The 23,461-nt window shown below is 69.4% G+C and carries 22 protein-coding genes and 1 pseudogene; 7 read left to right on the forward strand and 16 right to left on the reverse strand.

Annotated elements, in window-relative coordinates; translation table 11 throughout:
• Nucleotides 1-4: 4 nt before the first annotated feature.
• The 5 genes from ACIQM3_RS19465 to ACIQM3_RS19485 form a co-directional block, all read right to left on the reverse strand.
• The gene (locus ACIQM3_RS19465) at nucleotides 5-427 is read right to left on the reverse strand and encodes a cupin domain-containing protein (protein WP_401625706.1); all 423 of its coding nucleotides are present in this window, start codon (nucleotides 425-427) and stop codon (nucleotides 5-7) included.
• A gap of 132 nt (nucleotides 428-559) precedes the next feature.
• On the reverse strand, nucleotides 560-1,402 hold the full coding sequence (locus tag ACIQM3_RS19470; protein ID WP_401625708.1) for an SDR family oxidoreductase: 843 nt from the start codon (nucleotides 1,400-1,402) through the stop codon (nucleotides 560-562).
• On the reverse strand, nucleotides 1,399-1,755 hold the full coding sequence (locus tag ACIQM3_RS19475; protein ID WP_401625711.1) for a carboxymuconolactone decarboxylase family protein: 357 nt from the start codon (nucleotides 1,753-1,755) through the stop codon (nucleotides 1,399-1,401). The genes ACIQM3_RS19470 and ACIQM3_RS19475 overlap by 4 nt, the downstream gene beginning before the upstream one ends.
• 513 nt (nucleotides 1,756-2,268) lie before the next feature.
• Entirely contained in the window at nucleotides 2,269-2,649 is a 381-nt protein-coding gene (locus ACIQM3_RS19480) for a cyclophilin-like fold protein (RefSeq protein WP_401626469.1), read from the reverse strand.
• A 3-nt stretch (nucleotides 2,650-2,652) separates the two neighbouring features.
• The gene (locus ACIQM3_RS19485; RefSeq protein WP_401625714.1) at nucleotides 2,653-2,775 is read right to left on the reverse strand and encodes a hypothetical protein; all 123 of its coding nucleotides are present in this window, start codon (nucleotides 2,773-2,775) and stop codon (nucleotides 2,653-2,655) included.
• Nucleotides 2,776-2,970: 195 nt separating this feature from the next.
• On the opposite strand from ACIQM3_RS19485, the gene ACIQM3_RS19490 reads away from it, so the two are divergent.
• Nucleotides 2,971-3,843, forward strand: a complete 873-nt coding sequence (locus ACIQM3_RS19490; protein ID WP_401625717.1) for a helix-turn-helix domain-containing protein — start codon at nucleotides 2,971-2,973, stop codon at nucleotides 3,841-3,843.
• Nucleotides 3,844-4,124: 281 nt separating this feature from the next.
• On the opposite strand, the pseudogene ACIQM3_RS19495 reads toward ACIQM3_RS19490, so the two are convergent.
• Nucleotides 4,125-4,329: pseudogene (locus ACIQM3_RS19495) on the reverse strand (glycoside hydrolase family 19 protein); the annotation flags it as partial.
• Nucleotides 4,330-4,446: 117 nt separating this feature from the next.
• Nucleotides 4,447-4,965 carry a lytic polysaccharide monooxygenase auxiliary activity family 9 protein gene (locus ACIQM3_RS19500; RefSeq protein ID WP_401625720.1) on the reverse strand — a complete coding sequence of 173 codons (519 nt, stop codon included), beginning with the start codon at nucleotides 4,963-4,965 and terminating at the stop codon, nucleotides 4,447-4,449.
• A gap of 627 nt (nucleotides 4,966-5,592) precedes the next feature.
• Here ACIQM3_RS19500 and ACIQM3_RS19505 point away from each other — a divergent pair.
• The 3 genes from ACIQM3_RS19505 to ACIQM3_RS19515 all read left to right on the forward strand — a co-directional run bounded on the left by ACIQM3_RS19505 (nucleotide 5,593) and on the right by ACIQM3_RS19515 (nucleotide 9,338).
• On the forward strand, nucleotides 5,593-6,642 hold the full coding sequence (locus ACIQM3_RS19505) for a sugar ABC transporter substrate-binding protein (RefSeq protein WP_401625722.1): 1,050 nt from the start codon (nucleotides 5,593-5,595) through the stop codon (nucleotides 6,640-6,642).
• 106 nt (nucleotides 6,643-6,748) lie between these two features.
• Nucleotides 6,749-8,308, forward strand: coding sequence for a sugar ABC transporter ATP-binding protein (locus ACIQM3_RS19510; protein ID WP_401625725.1), 1,560 nt, complete (start codon nucleotides 6,749-6,751; stop codon nucleotides 8,306-8,308).
• The gene (locus ACIQM3_RS19515) at nucleotides 8,292-9,338 is read left to right on the forward strand and encodes an ABC transporter permease (RefSeq protein ID WP_401625728.1); all 1,047 of its coding nucleotides are present in this window, start codon (nucleotides 8,292-8,294) and stop codon (nucleotides 9,336-9,338) included. Before ACIQM3_RS19510 ends, ACIQM3_RS19515 begins: the two co-directional genes overlap by 17 nt.
• A 209-nt stretch (nucleotides 9,339-9,547) precedes the next feature.
• Here the strand turns inward: ACIQM3_RS19515 and ACIQM3_RS19520 are convergent, their stop codons facing one another.
• The 4 genes from ACIQM3_RS19520 to ACIQM3_RS19535 form a co-directional block, all read right to left on the reverse strand.
• Nucleotides 9,548-10,021, reverse strand: coding sequence for a discoidin domain-containing protein (locus ACIQM3_RS19520; protein ID WP_401625730.1), 474 nt, complete (start codon nucleotides 10,019-10,021; stop codon nucleotides 9,548-9,550).
• The gene (locus ACIQM3_RS19525; RefSeq protein ID WP_401626472.1) at nucleotides 10,018-10,464 is read right to left on the reverse strand and encodes a LamG-like jellyroll fold domain-containing protein; all 447 of its coding nucleotides are present in this window, start codon (nucleotides 10,462-10,464) and stop codon (nucleotides 10,018-10,020) included. Before ACIQM3_RS19525 ends, ACIQM3_RS19520 begins: the two co-directional genes overlap by 4 nt.
• Nucleotides 10,465-10,600: 136 nt before the next feature.
• Nucleotides 10,601-11,380 (reverse strand): family 20 glycosylhydrolase, encoded by a 780-nt coding sequence (locus ACIQM3_RS19530; protein ID WP_401625732.1) that lies wholly within the window; start codon nucleotides 11,378-11,380, stop codon nucleotides 10,601-10,603.
• Between the two features lie 292 nt (nucleotides 11,381-11,672).
• Nucleotides 11,673-12,230, reverse strand: a complete 558-nt coding sequence (locus tag ACIQM3_RS19535; protein WP_401625735.1) for a dihydrofolate reductase family protein — start codon at nucleotides 12,228-12,230, stop codon at nucleotides 11,673-11,675.
• Between the two features lie 408 nt (nucleotides 12,231-12,638).
• Here ACIQM3_RS19535 and ACIQM3_RS19540 point away from each other — a divergent pair, with 408 nt between their 5' ends.
• A complete protein-coding gene (locus ACIQM3_RS19540) occupies nucleotides 12,639-12,974 on the forward strand; it encodes a hypothetical protein (protein WP_401625736.1) in 336 nt (111 codons plus the stop codon).
• 50 nt (nucleotides 12,975-13,024) lie between these two features.
• Here the strand turns inward: ACIQM3_RS19540 and ACIQM3_RS19545 are convergent, their stop codons facing one another.
• The 5 genes from ACIQM3_RS19545 to ACIQM3_RS19565 all read right to left on the reverse strand — a co-directional run bounded on the left by ACIQM3_RS19545 (nucleotide 13,025) and on the right by ACIQM3_RS19565 (nucleotide 21,109).
• Nucleotides 13,025-14,977, reverse strand: a complete 1,953-nt coding sequence (locus ACIQM3_RS19545; protein ID WP_401625739.1) for a DUF2264 domain-containing protein — start codon at nucleotides 14,975-14,977, stop codon at nucleotides 13,025-13,027.
• Nucleotides 14,978-15,001: 24 nt separating this feature from the next.
• Nucleotides 15,002-17,431 (reverse strand): polysaccharide lyase 8 family protein, encoded by a 2,430-nt coding sequence (locus ACIQM3_RS19550; RefSeq protein ID WP_401625742.1) that lies wholly within the window; start codon nucleotides 17,429-17,431, stop codon nucleotides 15,002-15,004.
• Nucleotides 17,432-17,451: 20 nt separating this feature from the next.
• The gene (locus ACIQM3_RS19555; RefSeq protein ID WP_401625744.1) at nucleotides 17,452-18,810 is read right to left on the reverse strand and encodes a M60 family metallopeptidase; all 1,359 of its coding nucleotides are present in this window, start codon (nucleotides 18,808-18,810) and stop codon (nucleotides 17,452-17,454) included.
• Between the two features lie 155 nt (nucleotides 18,811-18,965).
• On the reverse strand, nucleotides 18,966-20,060 hold the full coding sequence (locus ACIQM3_RS19560) for a LacI family DNA-binding transcriptional regulator (RefSeq protein WP_401625746.1): 1,095 nt from the start codon (nucleotides 20,058-20,060) through the stop codon (nucleotides 18,966-18,968).
• A gap of 62 nt (nucleotides 20,061-20,122) precedes the next feature.
• A complete protein-coding gene (locus tag ACIQM3_RS19565) occupies nucleotides 20,123-21,109 on the reverse strand; it encodes a hydroxyacid dehydrogenase (RefSeq protein ID WP_401626475.1) in 987 nt (328 codons plus the stop codon).
• Between the two features lie 339 nt (nucleotides 21,110-21,448).
• On the opposite strand from ACIQM3_RS19565, the gene ACIQM3_RS19570 reads away from it, so the two are divergent.
• Both ACIQM3_RS19570 and ACIQM3_RS19575 read left to right on the forward strand, forming a co-directional pair.
• Nucleotides 21,449-22,483: an ABC transporter permease gene (locus tag ACIQM3_RS19570; RefSeq protein ID WP_401625747.1), complete on the forward strand. Its 1,035-nt coding sequence runs from the start codon at nucleotides 21,449-21,451 to the stop codon at nucleotides 22,481-22,483.
• 82 nt (nucleotides 22,484-22,565) lie between these two features.
• Complete coding sequence (locus ACIQM3_RS19575) at nucleotides 22,566-23,426, forward strand: carbohydrate ABC transporter permease (protein ID WP_401518271.1); 861 nt, start codon at nucleotides 22,566-22,568, stop codon at nucleotides 23,424-23,426.
• The last annotated feature ends 35 nt before the right edge of the window (nucleotides 23,427-23,461 follow it).

Here is a 23,461-nt window from a genome sequence, read left to right on the forward strand (position 1 = left end):
GGGGTCAGTGGTTGCTGCGGGTGCGCTCGGCGTCGTACTGGGCGTCGGTGACGTGCTCCAGCCACGTGGTCTCGGGCCGGTCGTCGTCGGGTGCGATGCCGTCCCAGAGGGCTATGTGCTGCATAAAGCGGTCTTCGGTGGCGCCGTGCCAGTGCTCCTCGGCGGGTGGGCAGGTGACGGTCTCGCCGGGGTGGGCTTCGTAGACGGTGCCGTCGCGGGTGCCGATCAGGGCGGTGCCGGCGGTGACGTGGAGGGTCTGGCCGACGGCGTGGTGGTGCCAGGCGGTGCGGGCGCCGGGGGCGAAGCGGACCATGTTGGCGCGGATGCGGGAGGGTTCCTGGCCGGCGTGGATGACGTCGAACCAGACGTCACCGTTGAACCAGTTGGCCGGTCCCTTGCCGGTGGGCTGGGGCTTGACGAATTCCATTGCGGGTTCTCCTTGGATCGGGGAGGGGGTGGCGCACCGGGGGGCAGGATGTGGAGAGCGGGACCGCTGCGGCCAGAGCGGCTGCGCCGTGCAGGACGGTGCGCCTGCTCCAGCCCTCGGATACCGGGACCATCAGGCCGCGTTGTCGTGGGAGAGTCCGGTGCCCAGGGCGCGTGAAGCGGTGGCCTGGTCGGTGATCTCCTTGCCCCTGGCCTCGATGGCGGGTACGGCGTCGTCACCGGCGACGAACCGCAGGGGCGGCTCATCGAGGGCGATGACCTCGATCAGGGCGTCGGCGAGCTTGGCCGGGTCGCCGGCCTGTTGCCCGTTCATCGACTGCCACATCTTCTTCGTCTCCGCGGTGCGCTGGGCGTAGTCCTCGATCGAGTCCTGCGCCCAGCTGGTGGAGGCGTCCACGAGCAGTTCGGTGCGGAAGAAGCCGGGCTCGACGATCGTCGTCCGGATGCCGAAGGGCTCCAGGTCGAAGCGCAGGGATTCCATCCAGCCCTCGACGCCGAACTTGGACGCGGCGTAGGCGACGCAGAACTCCTGGCCGATCACACCGGCCAGCGAGGAGATCGTCACGACGTGACCGGCACGCTGCTTGCGCATGACGGGCAGGACGGCGCGGGTGACGTTCATCGGGCCGAACAGGTTCGTCTCGATCTGCGCCCGCATCTGGGCGTCGGAGATCTCCTCGAAGTACCCGGCCTGGAACATCGCGGCGTTGTTGATCAGCACGTCGATCCGGCCGAACTTGTCCGTGGCCGCCTGAACCGCGGCGGTGGCGGCATCCGCGCTCGTGATGTCCAGGGACAGGGCCAGCAGGTCCTCCCGCTCACCGCCCAGGGCGTCGAGCACCTTCTGCGGGTCACGGGCGGTGGCCACCACCCGGTGACCGGCGGCCAGGGCTCGGCGGGCGATGTCGGTACCCAGACCACGTCCGGCACCGGTAACGAAAACGACCTTCCTCATGAAGAACTGCTCCTTGTGCGTGTGGTTGGTTGGCCAGCGTCCGAGAGGATCGACTTGAGCCGGCCGGCGGCGCCCATTGCGTTGGGCCATCCGGCGTAGAACGCCAGGTGGGTGATGGCCTCGCTCAGCTCTTCCTTTGTCAGCCCGTTCTCCATCGCGAGTTCGAGGTGGAAGCCGAGCTGGTCGCTGCGGTAGAGGGCGATCAGGGCCGTGACGGTGATCAGGCTGCGATCGCGGGGGGAGAGGCCCGCGCGCTCCCACACATCGCCGAAGAGGACCTTGTCGGTCAGATCGGCCAGCTTGGGGGTGACGTCGCCGATGGACTTCTGCGCGGCGGACGGTTCCTGCGGCATTACTTAGCTCCATTCCTGCCCGGATCGGTAGGGCGATTCCGGGGCCGGGGGGGTGACGGTCAGTTGTCGATGAGCTGCCCGTATTCCTCTCGGCGGTGTCCAGGAAGGTGGCGCCCAGGTCGAGAGCGCGGTGGATCGTGCGGATCGACTCCGGGTCGTCCGATCCGGCGCCTGTGTAGGAGTCGGACATTCCCATGGCCCCGAGGCCGATACGGGAGACGTCGAGATCCCTCAGCTTGATGTGCTGCATGGCCGGTTCTTCTTCTCCGTTCTCCAGGAAAGACTGGAAAGCGTTTCCGGCGCCGCACGCCGGATTATGTACAGAATTCCTTGGCGATGGATGCCGGCCGTTCGCCGGAGTGTTTTTTCCGGCGTTCCCGTCGGGCCGCCTCGTTGCCACGTCATCCAGACTGGCACCGGTTTACCCGCCCGAAAAGAGGAGGGAATCTTCCTGGGAGGGATCCTTCCCCCCTTTTTTGGAACGGCTGCCGGTGCCGGCTGTGCGCCTTTGGATCAGTCGGCGCGGCCGATGGTGAATTCGGCGGAGCCGTCGTGGCCCGTGAAGGCGTCGGTGCCCGAGTCGATGGTGCCCAGCACCACCATGCCGGGGCCCGGGACAGATGGGCCGGCATGCTCGTAGTAGACGGCCAGGCCCGGGCCGGGCGGCCAGTACACCAGCTGGCCGGCCCGGTAGTCGGTCTGCCGGTCACCTTCGGCGGTGGGAAGCGGTTCGGGCGGTCCGCCGTACAGCTCCCGGTCCAGCATGTCGCTCCTCTGCACCGTCACCGGAAGCGAGGAGGCAAGCGCCCGGGACGTCGCGTTGTCGTACGTGATGTCGATGCGCTCCAGGATCTGCTCGCGCAGCCCGGCGCACAGGGGATCGGGGGTCTCGATTTTTCACCGGGTACCGATCGCGTCGAAGGCGAAGAAACGCCGATCGGTTTCCGGCTTCGTCGTCCTGTCCTCGTCCGACGCTGCCGCAGGAAGAAGACGGGAATTCCTCGCGATCATGTTCTGCACGGCTTTCCTCCTCCGATTCTCGGCGCACGCCGGATCTCCTGCCGTGTCCACCACGGGTGAGTCGAGTCGGCGGAACGCGACCAGGCTTGCAGCCGCCCACCAGCCGTACAGGGGAAGCTTTCTTCCGGGGAGGAAAGCATCCGGGGAAGAAACTCTCCCTCCCTGCAGCGGGGCGCCGGGTGGGAGAGTGGGTGTATGAGCAGCAGCACGAATCGCAATGAGCTGGGCGACTTCCTGAAGGCGCGCCGGGCGGAGTTGAGCCCGCGTGCCGTCGGCCTGCCCGACAGCTCGGGCCCGCGCCGGGTTGCCGGGCTGCGCAGGGAGGAGGTCGCTCAGTTGGCAGCGATCTCCACTGACTACTACACCCGCCTGGAACAGGGTCGACTGCCGGCGTCCGCTCCGGTCCTGGAGTCATTGGCGGAGGCCCTTCACCTCGACGAGGACCAGCGCCGGTACCTGTTCGGCCTTGCGGGTAAGGAGACCGCGAAACCGCGCCGCCGGACGCTGCAGAAGGTCCAGCCGCAGCTGCGCAGGGTTCTGGACGATCTCACCTCCACGCCGGCAATCGTGATGGGCCGCCGGATGGACGTCATCGCGTGGAATCCGCTCGCAGCCGCCTTGATCACCGATTTCGGTTCGGTGCCGGAGAAGCATCGCAATTACGTGCGGATTCTTTTCACCGATCCGACGATGCGTACGCTGTATGCCGACTGGAAAAGCGTCGCACGCATGGCGGTCGCACAATTGCGCATGGAGGCGGCCAAGTATCCGGACGACCCGCGCCTGACCGCGCTGGTCGGGGAGTTGTCCGTGCAGGACGCCGACTTCCGCACATGGTGGGCCGCCCACCACGTCGCCACGCTCAGCGTGGGCACCAAGGTCGTCCACCACCCGGTCGCCGGTGAACTCTCGCTGGACTGGGACACCTTGAGCGCCAGCACGGACCCCGACCAGCAGTTGGTCGTATGGACCACGGAGGTCGGCTCCCCTTCCCACGACGGCCTGCGGATTCTCGCCTCCTGGGCCGCAGGGCAGCACCCGAAGACCGTCGCCGGACCCGCTGACTGACCTGACTCCCGGAAGCTGCCGGAAGGTTCGTCTGCTCGATCGCCGTCCGCAACAGCGCCTTCGCCGCGTGAACTACTGCTCCCGGGTGGTCAGTGCCGTCTCCGGCTTCCGCGGCGCGGTCTCGCTCCCGGTCGCTCCGGCAGTACCGACCGTCCTGGACTCGGGAGCGCTCTGCCCTGATCGAGACACGATCGTCTTCGTGACGTCGGGAGTTGTCGTCACCATTCCGGTGGTGCAGAGTCTGCTGCTGCCGGCCGATGGGGCCGGGTCCGCTCTGGGTGTTCGCCTGGACTCTTGTAATCGAAGTTCCAGCTGAGCCGGATGGGCCGCGCCCGTAGTACTTGTCGTGGCCTGCCTGGGCAGCCGTACGGCTGGGTGGCGTCGCAGTACTGCGGGTAGTTGGCGGTGTTCTGTTCGACGACGTACACCAGCCCACCGGTTTTCGTAGCTGACGTTGGCGAGGAAGGCGGCGGCCTCCTGCTTCTTCAGCGGTACTTCACGAGGTCGGGAGGGGCTTGTCGTGAAAGCCCCTCCCGCGGACGGGCGAGCTCGGTAGGCCCGGGATGGGGCCACAGCTCTCCCGGCCTCGCTCCACTCGATGTGTCAGGCGCCGACGTTGACGTCGATGCAGGCGTAGAACGCGTTGTCGGTGTCGGCCACGTTCCACACGGCGAGCACCTTCTGCTGCCCGGTGAGGCTGCCGAAGTCGACCTCGTGATTCACCACGGCGCCCGGCTTGGCGCCGCCGTCGTCGAACAGAGCGATCTTCTGACCGCCGACGTAGTACTCCCAGGTGCTGGTGGAGTGCTGAGCGGTCAGCTTCCAGGAGAACGTCGCGTTCTTCGGGACCGAGGTGACGGCCCAGCCCTTGCTGTCGTCGTCCAGCTCCGCGAAGCGGCTGTTCCCGCCGCTGCAACTGGTCAGGCCCTTGGGCCCTTCCACGCTCTGGGGTTCGTAGGTGATGTCCCCGCAGGACACCGCCCCCGCGGCGCACTGAGCCTGCCGGCTGGGCGGATCCGAGATGTAGCCGTGGGCGCTCGCCGAACCGGCGGGCAGGCTGATCGCGATGACGGGGGCCAGGGCGGCACCGATCAGCGCCGCCGTCTTCCTACTGGCGTGCATACGTAACTCCTTCACATCAGGCCGCCCCGGGGGATGTGCGGTCATATGTGGGGGTGACCGCACGCGCCGGGTCCGGCCTCTGGGTGGGGCCAAGAGGCGGAAGGTCACGCGCACTCACCGTCCTCGCCGGCGTGTAGAGCTACCGGCAGGGCCCAACTCCGCAAGCGGAGCGGTGAGTTCTGTTGGACTAGACCATACAAGCGGACGCGTTCGTGTCAAGCATGTGTCACGGCATCGACCCTGTGCTGTTCCTGCCCCCGCTGCTGTGCAGGGAGGGCGCGTACGTCGACCACCATCACCCCCGGCAAGTATTCATCGGAGGTATTGACTGGGACCCTTCAAAGGTGCTCCTCGGGGTAGAACGCGGTTGGGTCGCTGGCCTCAACGGTGGAGTGGGCGGATATTCATCCGATGAATCTCTTGTAACTCGGGGGCTCTTTCCCGTAATCTCCCCGACAATCGCCCGAGTCGCCCACAGTCGTCGGATGACAAGGGAGAATCTCGGCGGCGAGGGAGGTGCGCCGTCTTTGGCCCAGCCGCAGACTCGGGCGCCCGGCACAGCAGAGCTGGACCTGACTCGTCACACCATGCCGACGCCCGGCGCCGGCCGCGAAGAGGGAGTGCGCCATGAAGCTCACCAGTGTTCGAACGGCCGCCGTAGCCACCGCGGTGGTCATGGTCGCCGGGCTCGCGACGGCCTGCAACCGCGAAAGCGGTGCCGCGGCCGACGGTGCGGCGGACAAACCCAAGATCGGTGTCGACCTGCCCCGTTCCGACTCCGACTTCTGGAACTCCTACGCCCAGTACGTGAAGAAGGAGGCTGCCGACGGCGACCTCACCATGCTTCCCACCAGCAACTCCCAGAACGACGTGACGAAGCTCGTCGCCAATGTCCAGGTGTTCCAGAACAGCGGCGCCGAAGCCGTCGTGATGGCCCCGCAGGACACCGGCGCTGTCTCTTCGACGCTCGATCAGCTGGCCGCCGAGAAGATTCCGGTGGTCAGCGTCGACACCCGCCCCGACAAGGGCGCCGTCTACATGGTCGTACGCGCCGACAACCGCGCCTACGGCATCAAAGCGTGCGAGTACCTCGGCAAGCAGCTCGGCGGCAAGGGCAAGGTCGCGGAACTGCAGGGTGCGCTCGACTCGATCAACGGACGTGACCGCTCGGTCGCGTTCGCGACCTGCATGAAGACCAAGTTCCCGAAGATCAAGGTCTTCGAACTGCCCACCGACTGGAAGGGCGACGTGGCCTCCGCGAAACTTCAGAGCCTGCTCGCCCAGCACCCCGACCTCCACGGTGTCTACATGCAGGCGGGCGGTGTGTTCCTGCAGCCGACGCTCGCTCTGCTCCAGCAGAAGGGCCTGCTGAAGCCGGCCGGCGCCCCCGGTCACATCACGATCATCTCGAACGACGGCATCCCGCAGGAGTTCGACGCCATCCGCAAGGGCCATATCGACGCGACCGTCTCCCAACCCGCCGACCTGTACGCGAAGTACGCGCTGTACTACGCGAAAGCCGCGGCCGAGGGAAAGCCCGTCAAGGAAGGCCCGACCGACCACGACTCCATGATCATCAAGCTGCCGAACGGCTACGAGGACCAGCTGCCGGCCCCGCTGGTGACCAAGGACAACGTCGACGACGCCGCGCTCTGGGGCAACAGCGTGAGCAAATGACCGGCCGGCCTGCGGAACGGCCACCGACGGCCGCGGCGGCAGCACGAGAGCCGGCAGTGCCGCACCGGCACGAAACGGTCCCCACCGAAAGGACGGCACACCCGCCATGGTGAACACGGCGACCGCCCCGGTTGCCCGGACCTCTGTGGTCGAGGCGACCGGCGTCTCCAAGCGCTTCGGCGCCACCGTCGCCCTGCGCGACGCCCGCATCACCGTCATGCCCGGTGAGTCGCACGCACTCGTCGGCCGCAACGGAGCAGGCAAGTCGACCCTCGTCTCCATCCTCACCGGCCTGCAGAAGCCGGACACGGGCACCCTCACCTTCCAGGGCGAGCCCGCACCCGCTCACGGCGATCTCGACGCCTGGCGGTCGAAGGTCGCCTGCGTCTACCAGCACTCGACGATCCTGCCCGAACTCACCGTGGCGGAGAACCTGTTCATCCACCGCCAGAGCGCGTCCGCACTGCGCCCCATCCGCTGGAAGGAACTGCGGCAACGCGCCCGCGACCTGCTCCGCGAGTACGGTGTCGACCTCGACCCCACCGCGCGGGCCCGCGACCTGACGGTCGAGCAGCGGCAGTTCGTGGAGATCGCCCGTGCCCTGTCCTTCGGGGCCCGGTTCATCGTCCTCGACGAACCGACCGCCAAGCTGGACGCCAGGGGCATCGCACGGCTCTTCGGCAAACTGCGCGACCTCCAGGCCCAGGGCGTGGCCTTCCTCTTCATCTCCCACCACCTGCAAGAGGTCTACGACCTGTGCGCCACCGTCACGGTCTTCCGCGACGCCCGGCACGTCGTCACCGCACCGGTGGCCGAACTGGGCCGCGACGCGCTGGTGGAGGCCATGACGGGCGAGGTGTCATCGGCCACCGCCGAGTGGGCTGCCGTCTCACCTGCCGCCGGCGGGCGTCTTCTGCTGCATCTGGACGGGCTGACGCTCCCCGGCGCGTACGAGGACGTGTCCCTCACGGTGCGCTCCGGCGAGGTGGTCGGTCTCGCAGGTTCGGCTGCGAGCGGCAGCGTCCAGCTCGGAGAGACGCTGGCCGGTCTGCACCGCGCGACGAGCGGCCGGGCCACTGTCGCGGGCCGGCCCTTGCGCACCGGCGACGTTCCCACCGCGCTCGCCGCCGGGGTCGCACTGGTCCCGGAGGACCGTCATCTGCAGGGACTGGTGGCCGGCCGTAGCGTCGAGGAGAACGCCACACTGAGCGTAGGCGACCAGCTGGGCCCGTACGGCACCGTACTGCCGTCCCGCTCCCGGCTGTTCGCCCGACGCATGATCGAGGACCTCGACATCAAGACGCCTGGGGCGCGCACGCCCGTGTCGGCCCTGTCCGGTGGCAACCAGCAGAAGGTCGTGATCGCCCGGGCCCTGGCCACCGGCCCGCACGTACTGGTGGCCATCCGGCCGACCAACGGCGTCGACGTCAAGTCGAAGGAGTTCCTGCTCGGCAGGATCCGGAAGGTCGCGGAGAACGAGAAGGCCGCGGTCGTCATCTCGGACGAACTCGACGACCTGCGGATCTGCGACCGGGTCGTGGTCATGTTCCAGGGGCGCGTCACCGCGGAGTTCGACCGGGACTGGAGCGACGAACAGATGGTCGCCGCCATCGAAGGCATGGCCGGCACACATGAGAAGGAGGCCCTCGATGCCGACCAGCACTGACAGCCCGGCGGCCGATGAAGCGGCCACCGCACCGGCGCCGCCGGAGCCGTCGCAGCACCGGGGCATCGACTTCTCCAGGTTGCGCGACCTGTCCCTGGTGCCCGTCCTGCTGGTGCTGGGACTGATCGGAGTCATCGTCTCGCCGGCATTCCTGACCGCCGACAACCTCATCGGGGTCGCGCAGCAGTCCACCGAGCTCAGCCTGCTCGTCCTCGCGCAGGCACTGGTGCTGATCGTGGGCCGCATGGACCTCTCCCTGGAGTCGACCATCGGCGTCGCCCCGGTCATCGCCGTATGGATGGTGCTGCCCGCGGACGCCGGCCGGTTCAGCGGTCTCGGCCTGCTGCCCGGCTCCTTCTCCGTGCCGCTGTGCCTGCTCGTCGGCGCCCTGATCGGCGCGATGAACGCCTTCCTCATTCTCAGGCTGCGGCTCAACGGCTTCATCGTCACCCTCGGCGCACTGACCATGCTGCGCGGTCTGCACATCGCCGTCTCCGAGGGGCAGTCGATCGTCGATCTGCCTCCCTCGTTCACCTACCTCGGCCAGACCTCCTGGCTCGGCGTGCCCGCTGCGGTGTGGATCACGGGACTGCTCTTCGCCGCCGGCGGAGCGGCCCTCTCCTGGCTCAGACACGGCCGCGCGCTGTACGCGATCGGCGGCAACCCCGAGGCGGCCCGCACCGCCGGTATCCGGGTCGACCGGATCGTCTGCGTCGTGCTGATCCTGGCCGGCGTGCTGGCCGCCCTGGCCGGCATCCTCTACACCGGCCACTACGGCTCGGTGTCGGCGAACCAGGGCAGCGGCTGGATCTTCCAGGTGTTCGCCGCCACCGTCATCGGCGGCGTCAGCCTCAACGGCGGCAAGGGGACCCTGCTCGGCGCGCTCACGGGTGTGCTGACCCTGCAACTGGTCGTCAACATCATGACGCTCGGCGGAGTGCCACCGCTGTGGAACCAGTTCCTCAACGGCGCCATCATCATCGTCGCACTGGTCATCTCCCGCTTCGCCTCCGGCGAGAAGCAGGAGTGAGCCACCGCCCGGGCCGGCCGGCCGGGCGGAAGCGGGCGTGCCCCGGGCCTTGTGCCCTCGGGCCTTGGCCAAATGCCGCCAGGTGATCCGGGGGCTCCCGTCGGCGGACGGCCGAGGAGGAGATGGAAGCTGCGCGAGCTGCTGGACAGCCTCGGGGACCAGCTCACACTCCTCCCGGAGAGTCCAGCTCACACGTGTCCCAGGTGGGCCTATCGCCTGGCCCCCCGCACCCTGACCTCGGCCAGGGACAGCGGATCCGTGCCCGATGCCAACTGCACGCGGACGTGCGCGGCCTCCGTTCCCGGCGGGAGAGTGACAGAGGTCGGGCGGCCCGCCTGCGACGTGACATGGACGGCTGTCACACCCGGCTCGGACCTGGCCTCGGCCAGTGAGCCCGATGTGATCGGGTCCTTCGACGCCAGCGCCCAGAAGTCGCGGAGGCGATCCGGGCAGCAGTCGGTGCGGTTCCACATCTCGACCTCGTCCACGCGGGCGCTGCCGCCCAGGTCCACCTGCCACCACGCCTGGCCGGCCGGGTCCGCCGTGTGCGTCATGGAGCCGTTGCCGAACGCTCCGTCGGTGTTGCCGTCCACCGCCCGGGGGGCCGGTGCGTCCCAGGCCGTCGACTTCTGGGTGGCCGGTCGGCCGGCCGCCAGGTTCTCCCGCGTGACAACCACCGTCACCTCGTCTCGGTGGTGAGCCGCCCGTGCCGCAGCGCTACATGACGAACTTGTCGTCCTCGAACCACCCGGGTGTGGGATGGCTGTTGAGCGACCTGGACCTGGGCGGGGCTGAGTGCCTCGTCCCAGGTGAGGAGTTCGTCGAGGTCACCGCGCAGGCTCGCCTTCTCGGTGCCGATGGAGCGCATCGGCAGCGGGATGGATGCCTCGACCGTGCCGACACGCTCACCGTCGGCGTACAGCGTGGTGCGGCCCGGATCGGCCACCCAGGTCAACGTGGTCCAGCGGTCGAGCGGAAGCGTGTAGGGGAAGGAGTGGTCGGCGCTGCCGTAGCGCGTGATGCCGACCTCGCCGGTGCCGTGCTGCATGAGCTTGAGCGCCCCGGCCTTCGAGCTCAGCAGGACCTGGTCGGCGGTGCGGGCCGTGGGGCGTACGCGTACCGACACGGTCCACGGTTCGCTGACGTCGAGTCCTCCGAAGCCGACACCGTCCCGGTCGTGGTCGAAGCGCCAGGCCCCGCCGACGCCGCCCTCGCCCGTGACCGGCGACGGGTTGTTGATGATGTACGAGGTGCCGGGCAGGTCACCGGCCGTGTCCTCGGCGTACAGGGTGTTGCCGGGGCTGCCCGCGTACGTCCAGCCGCTCGGATACGGCGCCGGGTCGAACGTCCAGTGGTGGCTGGGGCGGCCGTCGTCGGTGAGGTGCCCCGTGGGCTCGGCGTGCATGCCGGGCGGGTCGCCGATGCGGGCCGTCAGCGAACGGAAGGTCGTTGATGCCGCCCGGTGTCGGTGTGGCATTCCAGGCACGGTCGGCGAGGATCGCTCGGGCGCCGGCCATGTGCTGCTCGAAGTACTCGTCAGCGGCCCAGAAGTTGTAGTCGGCCCAGTTGGGCAGGCCGGAGCCGAGCATGTCGGGGGAGCCGCTCGGGGTCCAGGTGTCGTACATCCACGGCTCGTCGGGATACAGGTGGTGGTAGTTGTTCGGGGTGACGTAGAAGGGGCCGATGGCGATCTCGTCGTGGCCGGGGATGACCGGTTCCCCGCCCGTTCCCTCCCAGGTCAGGAAGACGACGGGGGTGTGGACCGTCTGCTGTGGCGCGTCGAGATGCTCGGATCCGTTGTAGACGGCGGTGCGCCTGCCGTGCTTGCGGACCACGTCGTCGAGAGTGTTGATGTAGCGGTTGAGGAGATCGCCGAGTGTGGTGACGTCCGCGTCGGTGGCCAGGAAGTCTTTGACACAAGGGCAGTTGGCGAGCTGCCCCGGAACTTCCTCCGCGCCGATCGAGAACAGGGGGGCGTCGAACCAGCCTGCGAACTCGTCGACGATCGCCTTCGACTTCTTGATCGCCCTCGTGCTGGTCATGTCGATCCGAAACCGCGAGGGCGCGTGCGCTGAGCTGGAGTCGCGGTATCCCTCGGGCCGGCCGCACGGGGCAGGTGGTGCCAAGGCAGACCGGGTTCCGGCCTCGGGTCCCTGGGCCTCGCGCTCCGGCGGCTGGACACACCTGCCCGACGGGTCGTCCACCGGCCGCCGGGCTTTCACCTGATCGGCCGCCGCCACCTCGCAGGCCCGTGACTGCGACATCTCCGACCTCACCGTCATCGAGGGCGGGACCTGCTGCCCCGGCTCGGCAACAGGGACCTACAGGTGCGGCTCAGCGGGTCCGGTAGCGGGCGTAGACCAGTCCGCTGTCGAAGGCACGCTCCTCGACCAGTTCGAGATCGAGACGCACGCCGTCGGGGAAGAATCGCTTGCCGCCGCCGACCACGCTCGTGGTGATGAACAGGTGGTACTCGTCCACCAGGCCGGCCGCGATCGCCTGGGCCGCCAGGTTCGGGCCGTCGACGGTGAGGTCGTGATCAGCCTCGGCCTTGAGCGTGCGCACCGCCTCCGGGTCGAAGGTCCGCTCGATCCTGGTTTTCGCGCTGGACACCGACTCGAGCGTCGTGGAGTAGACGATCTTCTCCGCGGCCTGCCAGTCGCGGGCGTACTGCAGGATGTGCGGGGGCTGGTCCGGCTCGGTGTGTGCGGTCTCCCAGTAGACCATCGTCTCGTACATCCGTCGGCCGTAGAGGTACGTGCCGACGGGGCGGAAGAGGTCCCCGACGAAGGTATGCACCTCCTGATCCTCGGCCCCGGTGCCGAGGTCGCCCTCCGCCGCCTCGGCGTAGCCGTCGAGGGAGGTGATCATCGAGTAGATGAGCTTCGCCATGTGTCTCCTTCGGGTGCGTGCGCGTACGTCTTGCCGACGGTCCTGCAGGCTGTGACCTCCGCACGACCCGGAACTCATCGATCGTCGGCCGACCGGTTCCATGGGCCGTCAGATCACGGACCGAGCGCACCCCCCGCCGGTTTGCCCGCGCGGTCCGCGCCTCGGCGTCCGCTGCGCGAAGCGAGTGACCCACTACCGGTCGGAGGACATCATCGTGGCGACCATGTTGTACCTGGGCACCGACTCACCGGTCAGTTGCCCGGGGAAGTCGCGGGCGGCCAACCACGTGGTCCGCGTCCGGCAGAGTGACAGGGGGAGCAGCGCGGGTGTGGGATGCCGAAGCCCGGCTGCTCAGGGAGCCAGACTGTCAGGGCCCGTCGTCACACCCGCACATTCCGGAGCTCCCTCATGTCACCGTCCTCCACCGGACCGACCGACCCGGATACCTATTTGGCCGTGTGCGCCCACACCCACCTGTTTCCGGGCGCCCGTTGCCGAGTCACGGGGCTGCCGGACCTCCAGGCCTTCGCGGCGGCCCCGTGGCCGGTCGACCTGGAGCTGCGCTTCTCCGACGATGTGGTCACCGAGGTCGAGTTGCGCATCGAAGGCCCGGCGGACCCCGTACTCACCGTCCCGGCCTACACCACGGGCGCCGGCACTCACATCGACGGTCACAGGTGGCTGATCCGGGAGTTCGTCCGCACGGGAGACGAGGTCGAGCTGACGATCGGCAGCCCTGCCTGAGTGCTTGCGGACCCACGGCAGGCTACGGTCCCTTCGATGGGCAGAGGGAGTCAGCCGCCCACTTCCACAGGCGCCCCGACCTCCACCGTCGTACCGTCCAGGAAGGTCAGCACCACCGACGCCTCACCGTCCGTGACCCGCACGGACACCGCCTCCCGCAGTGCCTCAGGATGCAGTGTGTCGCGGGAGAGTGCGACGAGGGACACCTGAAGACTCCTGCCGCCCGGATGACGGTCCAGCCGCAGGCAGGGAATCGCGGAATGCGGTCCATACGCGTTGGCCTCCACATCCCGGGCCACCTCAGCCGCTGCTCGGCCGGTGCCCGCCGCCCCGTCCCAGCCGTGGAGTGCGACCACCGCGCTGCTCAGTCCCTCGACCGTACGGGCCATCGACCAACCGGGCCCGGACGACCCGTCAGGGGGCTGCGTGTGTGCCACCGGGTGACCGCCCTCCCGCACCGTTGCCCCCGCGGGCGCGTCGAGCTGGTGGACGCGGATCTCCCACGGGCCGTGCAGCACGCTCGTTGTCCCGATCCGGTACTCCCGGTCGTCGCCCGGCAGCCTGGCGGCATACCAGGAGCCCGCCGAGCGGCCGGCACAGTGCGACCGATGGATGCGACTGCGACGGCTCGGAGTTCCGTCCGGGGCGAGCAGCGCCAGGTGGTTGTCGATCCCGCGGGCTGCCGCGTGCGGGGCCGATTCCGGTGCCGTCGCCGTCGAGTAGGCGAACCGTGCGTAATGCGGGTCCTCCTCTCCGTCCGCGAGATCGGCGTCGGGGTCCAAGGGGGGTCTGTGGTCGCTGCCATGGTTGACCAGCCGGACGATGCCGTCGTGCCGTGTACCGTGCAGCAGCCAGCCCGGCGCGGGCAGCGCGGTGTACCGGTCACCCTCCTCGATCGGCAGCGGCACTTCCCGTGCCGTCCACACCGGGTGGTCCGGCGGGAGCAGCAGCCCGAGGAACCCCTTGCTCGCCCAGTACGGGGAGGCGGGCCCGGAGTACGGCTGGGTGACGGGCAGAAACGTGTCGTACCAGCCCAGGGTCAGCAGTCCACGCTCGTCCGGCACCCCGCGCTCGGCGAAGTGCCGCATCGTGCCCGAGGCGAGCCGCCGGGTAAGGCCAGGGGCCAGGGGCGTGCAGTCTGCCAGCGCGCCCATCCAGACGGGAGCGAGGGCCGCGAAACGGTACGTCAGCGAACGCCCCTGGTGGACGGGGGCGCCGTCGGCCCCGAAGAAGTGCGGGTAGTCCTCCAGGAACCGGCTGAGCCTCTGCCGGTAGACAGCGGTGCGGCCCCCGTCCTCCGGCCCGGCGATCCGCGACCACAGGAGCGGGTACAGATGCATCGCCCAGCCGATGTAGTAGTCGAAGTTCTGCCCGTCGCCGTCGGTGTACCAGCCGTCGCCGACGTACCAGTCCTCGATCCGGTCGAGGCCGGACTCGATGTCGGTACGGCTGTACGGGGCCCCGACCGAGGCCAGGAACTGCTCGGACACCACCTGGAACAGCCGCCAGTTGTTGTCCCAGGTGCGCCCGCCGACGAATCCGGAGAACCAGTCGGCCACCCGTTCCCGCACCCCGGCGTCCAGCCGGTCCCAGATCCACGGCCTCGTCTCGTGCAGTGCCACCGCGATCGAGGCGGCCTCGACCATCTGCTGCGAACAGTCCGTGATCCTCGGCCACGACTCGCCGCTGCCCGGGTCGGTGCCGGCCGCCAGGCCCGCCGCGTACCGCTCGATCAGCGCGGGCTCCACGGCCCCGCCGGCGCCCGCGATCCGGAAGGCGCCCAGCAGGAACGACCGGGCGAATCCCTCCAGCCCGTCGCACGCGATCCCCGACCAGCTGGACCGCCCGGGCAACCGGTACTGGGCGAAGCCGGGGGTCGCGTACGGCACCAGAGCGTCTAGCATCCGATCGGCCGTCACCTCCCAGTGGGCCCGGGTCCACCCGGTGCGGGAGGACAGCACCCGGTCGGTCGGCGGGAGGTGCAGGTACGGGGCGACGGGCATTGCGGAGGCTCCTGGGAAGTCGGACTACAGGACGAGTTCGGCGCGGTGGGTGTGCCCGCGGGAGCCGCCGACCGCGACGGTGATCAGCGTCCGACGGCCCGGCACCACACTCACCGTCTCGTCGGCGCCACTCACCGTCCGTACCCGGTACGGCAGTTCGAGGGTGAGCGAGGTCTGGGTACGGCCCGGGTCCGCCACTGCGACCGCGATCCGGGGACCGTGCCGTCGCACCAGCACCGATGAAGGGCCGGAGGCGGTGATCCCGCCGGCGCTGCCCGCCGCCCAGAAGTTCACCGCCGTCAGACCCAGCCGGCGCACGTCCACCCCCTGCGCGGTTGCATCGTTGACGAGAACATGCACCGGCCGCGAGTGTGACCACACGGCCGTAGCGGCGGCCGACGCGCCCGGCAGCAGGACGTAGGCATACCGCGCGTCGGTGGGTGAGACGCCGTGATCGACCCAGAGCGTGAGGTAGCGACGAATCACTGGGTCGGCCGAACCACCTGTGTCCGCACCGGTGTTGATTTCGCGCCAGGCCCCCGTGCGTTCCTCCCGCAGGGTGCGCAGCGTGGCTCGTTCGAGCAGGGCGTAGCCCCCCACGTCCTCGATGTGAGCCCAACGGGCCTGGTCGAAGTCCGCCGACCGGCCCTGCTCCACGGGCTGCCGGATGCCGTCCACGGTCAGCCGGTGTCGTCCGTCCGTACCGAGGTTGCGGTTCTCCAGTACCGTCTCGACACGGTGCCCGTCCCCCGAGGAGATGCCCGATCCGAGTGCGACCACCGCGTTGTCCAGCAGGAACCAGGACTTCCTGGCGCGCAGTGTCGTACCGGGCGCGCCGGTCATCTCCATCGCGGCCGCGCCGTAGCGGTCCTGGAGGACCGCGCCGCCAGCGACCGCGTTCCCCGGCCGGTACGTGGAGGTTCCGCCACCGGTGCCGAGGTCCGTACGCCGGCGTGTGTCGACGGTTGTGCCGGGCAGCCGGTAGGGGTCGACCGTGGGCCAGAAGCCGTCGTTGAACTGTCCGAGGTCGTCGGCGTCGTAGAGGTAGGTCATTCCGTCACCGGTGTACCAGCCGTGCAGATTCTCCCCGTTGCCCGCCTCGTAAGCCGAGATCCGTTTCGAGGACATCGACAGGGTGCAGGCCCAGTGCGGCCGGCGGTGCACCACCCGGTCCATGTCGGCGAATACGGTCAGACCTGTGGTGCGTGGCTCCGCATGGATCTGCGGGTCGACCAGCACGCCTTTGGCCAGAGCGAGTTGGGGGAGAGTGGCGAGACCGGCGAAGGGGGTGGTGCGGTTGCGGGTCAGCCAGCCCTTGACGACCGCACGCCAACGGTCCGCGTACGCGGCCGGCGCGCCGGCCGCCAGCAGCAGGATCGCCGCCGCCGCCGCGGCGCCGTCCCGGTGGTCACCGGCCCGCTCCCGGGAGACGGCGCGGCCGCGCACCGCGTCCATCATGAGTCCGTCGAAGATCACGGGGGTGAAGGAGCGTTCCACGGCCTCGTACATCACCGAGACCTTCGGATCGGTGACCGCCCAGGGTGAACCGGCCAGCAGCGCCAGCAGATACGCCGCCCCGCCGAGCAGCACCGTGCCGTACGTGCCGGTGTAGGCGACCACGTCGTGCTGTACGAAGGAACCGTCCTCGTAGAACCCGTCGCCCGAAGCGGCGTACCTGAAAAGGCTGTTACGGCCGGAATCGCGTACGTCGGACAGCGCGTCCCTGGCCGAGGCCAGCTTCGCCGCGTCCTGCCCGAGCAGCCCCCGCAGGGCGACGATCACGGCTTTGTCCGTGCGGTTGGCGCCGGTCTCGGCGAGAGTGGGGGAGTTGGTGCGACGGTCCGCGTCGGGACAGAAGCGGTCGACGACCGCGAGGTGTGCGGCGAGGTCGGCGCCGGGCAGCCGGTCGCGCAGCAGCACGCAGCAGTCCATCAGCGCCCGCGGTGCACCGATCTCCCAGAACCACCAGTTGCCTCTCTCCGGCAGCCCGGGGTTGTAGGCGGTGTCGTGGACGAAGCGCAGGGCCGCCACGAGCGTGTCCGCCACCTCCTGGTCGGCGGAGAGTGAGGTGCCGGGGGTGGCCCAGGCCGTGGTGAGGGTCCGCAGCCGTGCGTAGCTCTGGCCGAAGTTGCCGGCGTCGGTGAGCGGTGCGAGATCGGCCCACAGCGCGGTCCGGCCGGTGGTGTCGCGGTCCAGGGTGGCCCAGAAGCCCCGCGCCGTGGTGTCGAGCGTGTCGAGAGCTGTGGCGAAGTCCGGGTCGGCGGAGTCGAACGCGCCTCCCGTCAGCAGTGTTCCGGCCCGTTCGAGGAGCGTGTCGAAATCGTCCGCGTCCGTCGAGCCCCGTGCCTCGCCGGCCGCCTGTGCGGTCCCTGACACCGGGCCGGCCGTGGCGATGAGTGCGGTGGCGGCCGTGGCGCCGGTGGCGGTGAGGAGGGATCTCCTGCTCATGTCCATGCTGGCTCCGTTCCGGACGGTCAGTCGGTCAGGGTGCTCGGGTCGACGGGCGGCTTCGGCAGATTCAGCGCGGCCAGCTCGGCCCTTCCCGTGGCGTCGATCGGGAAGGCCCAGGTCCCGATGAAGAACTCGCCGAGGTCGTAGCCCGCGATCCGGCTGGAGTACGTCGCCAGCGCCCGGTAGCGCTTGGCGTTCTCCGTGGAGTCGGACTGCGGATTCTCCTCGCGCACCAGGCGGTGCAGCCGGGGCCAGAAGTCGTCGCCGAAGGCCAGCTCCAGCTGACGGAGCGGGACGAGCTTCTCGTAGGCGCCGAAGGACTTCTCGTACGTCAGTCCCGCCGTCCCGAACTTCGCCCGGGCCGTCTGGAAGGCGGTCAGCCCGGTCGCCGGGTCCACGGTGAGGAGGTTGGAAGGCTGCCCCAGGGCGCGCTGGGCGGCCAGGGAGTAGATGTTCACGGTGACCTCGGTGAGCCCTCCCGGCTTGTACGCCATCTGCTGATGGAGGTGGCCGAGCTCGTGGTACAGGCCCCAGCCGCGGGTGCGCAGCCCCTCCACGGTAGTGGCCCGGTCGAGGTAGGCGCGCGGGAAGCCGTTGTACCCGTGCGTGGCGTAGGCGCCGACGCCCGTGGGGACCTTGCTCACTTCGGTGAAGTGATACGGGCCGGCCTTGCGCCGGTGGACCGGCTTGGAACCGTCCAGGCCGCTGATCGCGGCCGCCGAGTCGATGATCTGCTCGACGAGGCGCAGCAGCGCGGCGTGGTCCTCGCCGCGGTGGAGCAGGGCCCCTTCCCGGGTGAGCGTCATGATCGTGCGCGGCGCGTGGAGTTCCACGTACGGCACCCCGGGTGAGGTGTCCAGCATCTCCTGGTAGCCGGCCTCCGTGGTGCTGCCCAGAGCGAACACCGGCATGGCCACCGAGCCGGAACGGAAGACCACCTCCGCCCGTTCACCCGCTCCGGCGAGGGTGAGGTAGACCGGACCGCCGTGCGGGTCCGTGACGGTGTTGGGTCCCGCCGTGAGCGGGTAGCGGCGCGGCTCCTTGACCTCGCCGTAGTAGTCCCACGCGCCGATCCACAGCGTGGGAAGCAGACCGTCGTGCGGCCCGACCGTGAGGTCCAGCGGGGCACCCGGCGGGACGTAACGGCCGGTGGGCTGGAACTCGCTGCCGCGCAGTGCCTGGGCCAGCCGCAGCCGTTCCGTCTCGGCTGCGGGCCGGGCGACCACCGTCACCCGGACGCTGCGGTGGGCGGACGTGCGGGCCGGGGCGAGGGCGGCCGCAGGGCCGACGGCGGCGCCCAGAGCGGCGAGGGCACCGGCCCCCACCGCGGCGGAGAGGACGGAACGGCGGCCGACCGGGGCGGCTGAGGCGGAGAAGCGCATGCGGAACTCTCCCTGCTGAAGTGAATGAGGGCACGAGCGGGCGGAACCGGTGGAGCCTGCCGTCAGCATGTAAGCGGTTGCCATCAAGCCGCAAGAGGGGTCGGGAAGTTACTACGATTTACTATGGCGGGACAGGGCAGCTGTTCGGCAAGCGATTACGCCCTGGACCCGCGCCCCGCCCTCGGGGCTACGGAATCGCGTACCACGATGTGGGTGCCCAGCCGCAGCGCCCCCGTCGTCGGTTCACGCCAGTCGTCGTCATCGCCACCGGAAACGGCCAGCCGCACCGCCTGCCGGCCCATCTCCTCCAGCGGTACGTGCACCGTCGTCAACCGGGGGCGCAGCTCCTGGGCGACGGGGATGTCGTCGTACCCGACCAGGGAGATGTCCTCGGGAACCCGCAGCCCGGCCTCCTCCAGGGCCTGCGCGGCGCCCGCTGCCACGACGTCGTTGGCGGCGAAGACAGCCGTGAAGTCCAGCTTCCCGCGCAGGAGTTCGGTCAGCTTCAGATAACCGAAGTTGCGGCTGAAGGCGCCGGGCCGCACCAGGTCCGGGTCCCGGGCCACTCCGCGCAGCTCCAGGGCCCGGGCGTGCCCGGCCAGCCGGTCGCGGGTGGTGGAGAGCCTGGGCGGGCCGCCCAGATACAGGATGCGCTCGTGCCCTCGTGTCAGCAGGTGGTCCGTGATGGCGAAGGCGCCACCCTCGTTGTCGTACTCGACGGCCATGGTCGGCGCGGGTTCGTCCAGCGGGGGCCTGCCGCACAGCACGAGCTTGGAACCGCCCGCGTCCAGCTCGCGGGCCCGGCGGGCGAGTTCGGAGGTGTAGCCGCGGTCGGCGATGCTGCCGCCGACCACGACGACCGCGTCGGCGCGGCGCTCGTGCATCAGGTCGATGAAGGCCAGTTCGCGCTCCGGGTCGCCCTGGGTGCAGCACACTAGACAGAGCCTCCCGCCCAGGGCCGCCTCCCGCTCGACGCCTCGGGCGATATAGGCGTAGAACGGGTCGACCACCTCGTTGACGATGATGCCGACGGTGCGGGCGGAAACTCCGGCCAACGCGCGGGCGTGGGCGTTCACCACGTAGCCCAGCTCCCGCATGGCGGACTCGACCCGCTCCCGGGTGGGTTCCGCCACGGGGTAGTTGCGGTTGAGGACGCGGGAGACGGTGGCGGTGGAAACGCCCGCACGTCGGGCCACATCGGTGACCGTCGCCCGCCGCTGTCCGTCCGCGGCGCTGGTCTGCCGGCGCATCCGGCTCACCCCCTGCTGGCTGATGTGTGATGCCGAGCCTAGAGCCTGTGGGGCGGCCGGGTTCATGCGATCCTTTCCAGGTCGGCGCGGTGTACGGGATGGGCGAAGGGCGACCCTGCCGCGTAGCGCACCAGTTCGTCGACGGCGAGAGCTCCCAGGCGTCCCACCTCGTTGCCCTGCGCGCCCGCCAGGTGCGGGGTGATGAAGACGTTGGGCAGGTCCCACAGGGGGTGGCCGGGCGGCAACGGTTCCGGTGACGTCACGTCGAGGACCGCGTCCAGCCGCCCGCTGACCAGGTGCCCGGTCAGCGCCTGGGTGTCCACCAGGGAGCCGCGCGCGGTGTTGACCAGCAGGGTTCCGGGGCGCATGAGTCCGATCCGCCGGGCATCGATCAGCCCTCGGGTCTGCGCGGTGTCCGGGGCGTGCACGGTGACCACGTCACTGGCCGCCACCAAGGTGTCCAGGTCGACGGGGGTGACACCGAGCAGGCCGGCCTCGGCCGCGTCGACGTAAGGGTCGTACAGGAGCACGTTGGCGTCCAGGATGCTCAGCAGCTCGATGACCCGGCGGCCGACCCGGGAGGCACCCACCACACCGATGGTCAGCCCGTGCGTGCCGATCCAGTGCTGTCGGTCCAGGTCCGCGCCGGTGCGATGCGTGCGCCGGCTGCGGAACATGTCGGCCAGTGGGAAGACCCGCTTGGTGCCCATGATGATGGCGGCCAGCGTGTACTCGGCCACCGGGACGGCGTTCGCCGCCGCTGCGGAGGAGACCACGATGCCGCGGTCGAAGGCGTCCGGGGACAGGAACGTCTTCACCGTCCCCGCCGCGTGAATCACCGCACGCAGCCGCGGGGCCCGTTGCAGGAGGGCCGCGTCGACGGGCGGGCAGCCCCAGCCGGTCAGCAGGACCTCGGCCTCGGCCAGCGCAACCGACGCCTCGGGGGAGTCGAACTCGCTGATCACCGCAGGGTGGCGAAGCTCCGCCGCGTCTTCGATCCGGGCCCGGACGAGTGGCGGGAAGACATCGTCCAGCAACCCGGGACGCATCACCAGGACCGTGCGCGGCCGCTCGGGTGGCGGCGTCGCGGTGTCGGCACCGGACCCAGCCGGCGCCTCTTCGGTGGTTCGCACCCTGCCTCCGCACAGTAATCGCGTTCTATGGAATGACCGGCACGCTAAGGAGCCGGACCGGTGAGCGTCAAGCGACACCGGTGCCCAATTGCCGGTTTAGGGACGCCTTTTGGGGTTCTGGGGCCGTGGATTGGGTCCGGGAACCCGTTCCTTCGGCACCCTTTTCCCAGGATCTCTTGACCGCTGGGTTAACCGCTTACTACGTTGCGGCCGCAGAAGGCTCACCACGCGCCACCCAGCCGAACAGGACGCACTATGGCTGACACAGCACCCCCGCTGACGCGGGAAAAGCGGTCAAAACGCGGGAAGGGGGACGAGGGATCCGCGCCGGCGAACACCACCCCACCAGGCCGGGCAGCCAGGGCACAGAACCGCCTGACACTCCGGCAGCGTCTGAAGCGGGACCGGGTGATGCTCCTGCTGACCCTGCCCGGTCTGCTGTACTTCGTCGTCTTCCACTACGTCCCCCTGCTGGGATACGTCGTGGCGTTCCAGGACTACCAGCCCTACCTCGGATACATGCACAGCGCCTGGGTCGGCTTCGCCAACTTCACCGCGGCGTTCGGCGAGCCCGCCTTCTGGTCCGCGACCTTCAACACCCTCGAGATCGCCCTCGTCCAACTGGTGTTCTTCTTCCCCGTCCCGATAGCCCTGGCCCTGCTCCTCAACAGCATCGTCAGCGAACGGCTGCGGCGCTTCGTGCAGAGCGTCGTCTACCTGCCGCACTTCATCGGCTGGGTCATCATCGTCTCGGTCTTCCAGCAGATCCTGGGCGGCGCGGGAGTCCTGCCCGACCTCCTCGGCGGTCTGGGACTGCCGCGCTACGACATGATGAGCGACCCGGACGCCTTCCCCTGGCTGCTCACCCTCCAGGTGGCCTGGAAGGACGCGGGCTGGGGCACGATCATCATCCTCGCCGCGCTGCTGAACATCGACAAACAGCAGTACGAGGCCGCCGCGATCGACGGAGCGGGCCCCCGGCGCCGCCTCTGGCACGTCACACTCCCGGGGATCGCTCCGGTGCTGATCCTGCTGCTCATCCTCAACCTCGGACAGATCCTGTCCGTCGGCTTCGAGCAGATCCTGCTCCAGCGTGACGCCGTCGGCCCCGATGCCGGCGAGGTCCTGGACACCTACGTCTACTACCACGGCATCAAGGACAACGACTGGGGCGTCGCCGCCGCGGTCGGACTCGTCAAGGCGGTCATCGGCACCGCACTCGTCCTGGGCGCGAACAAGTTCGCCCACCGCCTCGGCCACGAAGGGGTGTACCGCGGTGCTGACCGCTGAGAAGCCGACCGCCACGTCCGCCTCCACGGCGCCGGCGAAGAAGACCACCCGCACCACCCGCTCCGACGGCCGCCCCCCGTGGATGGAACGTCCCACACGCCTCGGTCAGTTCGCCAAGGGGACCGCCGTCGTCGTCGTGGTGGCCGCCGTCGTCTACCCGCTGCTCGGCGTCATCGGCACGAGCTTCGCCTCGCAGTCCGACATCATCCGCTCGACCGGCCTCGTCCTGTGGCCCGACCACCCCACGCTCGACGCCTACCGGACCATCTTCACCGGCGGAGTCGTCACCCGCGCCCTGTTCGTCAGCATCGGGATCACTCTGGTCGGCACCATGGCCAGCCTTCTCGTCACCGTGGGCATGGCGTACGGGCTCTCCCGCCGCGATGTCACCGGCTCCCGCGCCATCCTGATGATCGCGCTGTTCACCATGCTCTTCAATGCGGGCATCATCCCCAACTTCCTTCTCATCAAAGGCCTCGGGCTCTACGACACCTACGCGGCACTCGTGATGCCCACCCTGGTCAGCGCGTTCAACCTGGTCGTCCTCCGGTCCTTCTTCATGAACCTGCCGGAGGAGCTGTACGACGCGGCGAAGGTCGACGGGGCCGGGGACTTCCGCATCCTCGTACGGATCGTCCTGCCGCTGTCCAAGGCCGTTCTCGCCGTGATCAGCCTCTTCTACGCGGTGACGTACTGGAACGCCTTCTTCAACGCACTGCTGTACCTGGGTGACTCCGACAAGTGGCCGCTGCCCATGGTGCTGCGCACCTACGTCCTCCAGGGCCAGAGCCTCAACAGCGCCTCGGCCGGAGAGGTCCTCGCGCCGCAGCAGGCCGTGCAGATGGCCGTTCTCGTGATCGCCGTCGTGCCGATTCTCCTCGTCTACCCCTTCCTCCAGCGCTACTTCACCAAGGGCGTGCTCACCGGCGCCATCAAGGGCTGAGCGCGCGCCCACCCCGGCCTGTCGGCCCCTTCTCC

Origin of the sequence: Streptomyces sp. NPDC091271 (assembly GCF_044757505.1) — a bacterium.
Taxonomy (GTDB): Bacteria; Actinomycetota; Actinomycetes; order Streptomycetales; family Streptomycetaceae; genus Streptomyces.

Coding starts and splice junctions, on each gene's coding strand:
- ACIQM3_RS19465 (WP_401625706.1), bottom strand. CDS start 427: ATGGAATTCGTCAAGCCCCAGCCCACCGGCAAGGGACCGGCCAACTGG.
- ACIQM3_RS19470 (WP_401625708.1), bottom strand. CDS start 1,402: ATGAGGAAGGTCGTTTTCGTTACCGGTGCCGGACGTGGTCTGGGTACC.
- ACIQM3_RS19475 (WP_401625711.1), bottom strand. CDS start 1,755: ATGCCGCAGGAACCGTCCGCCGCGCAGAAGTCCATCGGCGACGTCACC.
- ACIQM3_RS19490 (WP_401625717.1), top strand. CDS start 2,971: ATGAGCAGCAGCACGAATCGCAATGAGCTGGGCGACTTCCTGAAGGCG.
- ACIQM3_RS19500 (WP_401625720.1), bottom strand. CDS start 4,965: ATGCACGCCAGTAGGAAGACGGCGGCGCTGATCGGTGCCGCCCTGGCC.
- ACIQM3_RS19505 (WP_401625722.1), top strand. CDS start 5,593: ATGAAGCTCACCAGTGTTCGAACGGCCGCCGTAGCCACCGCGGTGGTC.
- ACIQM3_RS19510 (WP_401625725.1), top strand. CDS start 6,749: ATGGTGAACACGGCGACCGCCCCGGTTGCCCGGACCTCTGTGGTCGAG.
- ACIQM3_RS19515 (WP_401625728.1), top strand. CDS start 8,292: ATGCCGACCAGCACTGACAGCCCGGCGGCCGATGAAGCGGCCACCGCA.
- ACIQM3_RS19530 (WP_401625732.1), bottom strand. CDS start 11,380: ATGACCAGCACGAGGGCGATCAAGAAGTCGAAGGCGATCGTCGACGAG.
- ACIQM3_RS19535 (WP_401625735.1), bottom strand. CDS start 12,230: ATGGCGAAGCTCATCTACTCGATGATCACCTCCCTCGACGGCTACGCC.
- ACIQM3_RS19540 (WP_401625736.1), top strand. CDS start 12,639: ATGTCACCGTCCTCCACCGGACCGACCGACCCGGATACCTATTTGGCC.
- ACIQM3_RS19545 (WP_401625739.1), bottom strand. CDS start 14,977: ATGCCCGTCGCCCCGTACCTGCACCTCCCGCCGACCGACCGGGTGCTG.
- ACIQM3_RS19550 (WP_401625742.1), bottom strand. CDS start 17,431: ATGGACATGAGCAGGAGATCCCTCCTCACCGCCACCGGCGCCACGGCC.
- ACIQM3_RS19555 (WP_401625744.1), bottom strand. CDS start 18,810: ATGCGCTTCTCCGCCTCAGCCGCCCCGGTCGGCCGCCGTTCCGTCCTC.
- ACIQM3_RS19560 (WP_401625746.1), bottom strand. CDS start 20,060: ATGCGCCGGCAGACCAGCGCCGCGGACGGACAGCGGCGGGCGACGGTC.
- ACIQM3_RS19565 (WP_401626475.1), bottom strand. CDS start 21,109: ATGCGTCCCGGGTTGCTGGACGATGTCTTCCCGCCACTCGTCCGGGCC.
- ACIQM3_RS19570 (WP_401625747.1), top strand. CDS start 21,449: ATGGCTGACACAGCACCCCCGCTGACGCGGGAAAAGCGGTCAAAACGC.
- ACIQM3_RS19575 (WP_401518271.1), top strand. CDS start 22,566: ATGGAACGTCCCACACGCCTCGGTCAGTTCGCCAAGGGGACCGCCGTC.